Annotated in this window: 2 protein-coding genes and 1 pseudogene; 1 reads left to right on the top strand and 2 read right to left on the bottom strand. The window is 59.3% G+C overall.

Going from position 1 to position 2,927, the window contains the following annotated elements; translation table 11 throughout:
• Positions 1–634 precede the first annotated feature (634 nt).
• Positions 635–847 (top strand): annotated as a pseudogene (locus tag EJ071_RS13455) (Tn3 family transposase); the annotation flags it as partial.
• 404 nt (positions 848–1,251) lie between these two features.
• Here the strand turns inward: EJ071_RS13455 and EJ071_RS13450 are convergent.
• Entirely contained in the window at positions 1,252–2,034 is a 783-nt protein-coding gene (locus tag EJ071_RS13450) for an ABC transporter ATP-binding protein (protein ID WP_126098303.1), read from the bottom strand.
• A gap of 13 nt (positions 2,035–2,047) precedes the next feature.
• Positions 2,048–2,785: an ABC transporter permease gene (locus EJ071_RS13445; RefSeq protein WP_189521541.1), complete on the bottom strand. Its 738-nt coding sequence runs from the start codon at positions 2,783–2,785 to the stop codon at positions 2,048–2,050.
• Positions 2,786–2,927 lie beyond the last annotated feature (142 nt).

The following is a 2,927-nucleotide window of genomic DNA, read 5'->3' as shown; positions in this document are numbered from 1 at the left end:
ACCGCTTCGGTCGTCGAAGACCTGAACTGACTGTATAAGATTGTCGTATTTCAAAGAATAATGAGCGCCGCTGGCATCGCCCATCATATCAACCCGGAAGGGGATAATGTCGGCCGAGAGCAGAAAACGCGGCTCCAATGGCTCCAACCTGAGGCCTTGGAGATGACTGGTTGCAGAGCGTGGATTCCGGTTTGCCTTGCGCTTCCTGCCCCATCCCAGCAGCCGCGCCCACATGCTTCTTCCGGCATTTCCGGATTCTTGTACCGTTTCCCGCGCCGATGACGAACCCACAACGAATGGACGCAGCATCTCAAGCCCCCCCGGTAAGATACGAAAGATTGCCTTGTACCACGCGAAACCCTGTCGCGCTATGGCAATAATCTACCCTTCAGCCAATTTCTTGCCATTTTTACACAATTCAACAATATTAAATAAAGTTATCATTCGAATTTAACGGTCCCTCATCGAGAGATATACGGTATTATATTTCGAATAACGAAATGGCCGCTGACGACCGGGCGTCAAGTGCGTTTCTTTTCCACTGTTGAGCTCGTCGCCGAGGGCTCGATAAGGCCAGAGCAAGGTTGAGTAGATCGCCAACCGACCCACTCCGGAGGGATCAAATCCGACGCGATATCGCGCAGCTTGCTCGGTGCGCCGACGCCGCCGAGCCGGTCCAAACAAGGGAGAAGCAGCCCACAAGCTCAAGCGCGCCGTCTTCTTCCCCGAGCGCGGTAAAATCGGTGATCTGTCCTGCTACAGTCGGGTATTCTGGGCGTCAGCACTCAATCTGGTGGTCAGTGCCATCGTCCACTGGAGCACCGTCTATCTCAGCCGAGCTACATCGGATTGAACGTGATCGCGTTGATGCGGCTGCGCCCGCCTACGACCTGCCTCAAATAAAGATTTGAACCGTTCCCCGAGTTCGAGGCGCTGAAGACACTCTAGACCCAGCAGGAGATCGAACCCTACAGGGCAGTTTTCATGTTCCGGCCCCGCTCGCGAGCACGCGCAATTCGGCTGGCGCAGCATGGCAGAAAGTTCGAAAAGCTTTCAAGAACCCCTAGCCAAACTGGATGCCCTACGGACAACTCAGTTTTACGAACTCCACCATCACGACAACGGCCGCCGTTTCAATCAAAGGGCTGCCTGACAACCGTACGGATTTCACCCAGATACGGTTAGCAGTTCGACAGAAACTGCGCGTTTTCACCGATGGGCTTGGGCAAGTCACGCAAAATGGCGCCGTGTCTACGCCATTTCGGGACGTCTGGAAGCCTCGCGGATCGCCTTGTGGACATTGCGCTGCAGGTCCATGAAGCCCGCGCTTTCCATGACATCTTCCCGCCGCGGGCGCTCGATGTCGACGTTGAAGGTCCGCATGATGCGGCCCGGGCCGATGCCCATCACGACGATGCGGTCCGAAAGATAGACGGCCTCCTCGACGTCATGGGTGACGAAAAGCACAGTTAGCCTGTGCTCTTCCCAGATTTGCGTGAGCAGCTCCTGCATCTGATGCCTGGTCAAAGCGTCGAGCGCGCCGAAGGGTTCGTCCATCAGCAGCATCTTGGGCCGATAGGAGAGAGCGCGCGCTATGGCGACGCGCTGCTTCATGCCGCCCGAAAGTTCAGCCGGGTAGCGATTGGCGCTGTCCGACAGCTTGACGAGCTCGAGATGCTGGCGTGCGATATCGCGGCAGGTCGAGCGATCGTGACCCGCGGCCTTGAGGGCAAACTCGATGTTCTGCTGCGCGGTCAGCCAAGGCAGCAGCGTATAGGACTGGAAGACGACGCCGCGGTCGAGGCCCGGCTGCAGGATTGGCGAGCCGTCAATGTCGAGCTCGCCGGCGTCGAAATCCTGCAATCCGGCAACGATCGACAGCAGCGTGCTCTTGCCGCAGCCCGATATGCCCACCAGCGATACGAATTCGTTGTCGGCAAGATCGAGATTGATGTCCCGCAGCACCTCGGTGCGTTGTGCGCCTACGCCGAAGCTCTTGTGCAGGCCTGCAATGCGCAGTTTGGGGGAGCTCATCGGCCGCACCTCATTACGAGCGGCTATCCTGCCGGAACAGCACCTTGCCCAGCGCCTTCATGACCTGGTCGGTGATGAGGCCGAGCACGCCCAGCAAAAGGATATAGCCGATTATCGTGTTGGTCTGGAAATAGCGCTGGGACACGGTGATGCGGTAGCCGAGGCCGGATGTGGCCGCGACGAGCTCCGCCAGCACCAGCCAGGTCCATGCCCAGCCGAGGCTGATGCGCAGGGTATCCCAGATGCCCGGCAGGGCGCTGGGAACGACGATGCGCGTCAGGATCTTGCGGTCCGGCAGCCCGAGCGTCCTGCCGAGACCGACGAAGTCCGTTGGAACCCGTTTCACGTTGTCCATGATCATCAGCACCTGCTGGAAGAATGTTCCGATGAAGATGATGAGGAATTTTTGAACGTCGCCTGTTCCCGCCCACAGGATCGAGAGGGGCACGAACGCCACCACGGGCATGTAACGGATGAAGTCAACGAGCGGCTCGATGGCCGCTTCAAAGGCCCTGAAGCTGCCGATCAGCACGCCGATCGGGATAGCCAGCGCCGAGGCGATGAGAAAGCCGATCGAGATACGGTATATCGAGGCCTTAAGGTCCAGCCACAATGTGCCGTCGCTCCAGAGCTTGCCGAGCTGAACCGCCACGCTTCCAGGCGATGGCAGGAAGATGGGCTTCACCAGTCCCAGGCCGGTTGCTGCCCACCAGGCGAGGCCAAGGCCGGCAAAGACGGCCACGGCGATCATCAGGAAGCTCGATTTCGCGATAGGCGCGCCGATCCCGGAGGATCGGCGGTGCCGCACTGCCTGTTTGGCAACCGGCCCGGATGCCGAGCGGGCCGGGCTCGTCTTGGTGGCAGGCTGCTCGGACATCTGCGCTACCACCGCG

The organism is Mesorhizobium sp. M1B.F.Ca.ET.045.04.1.1, assembly GCF_003952465.1.
GTDB lineage: Bacteria > Pseudomonadota > Alphaproteobacteria > Rhizobiales > Rhizobiaceae > Mesorhizobium > Mesorhizobium shonense.
Note: the sequence above shows the minus strand (reverse complement) of the source record. Positions and strands in the feature narration are given on the sequence as shown.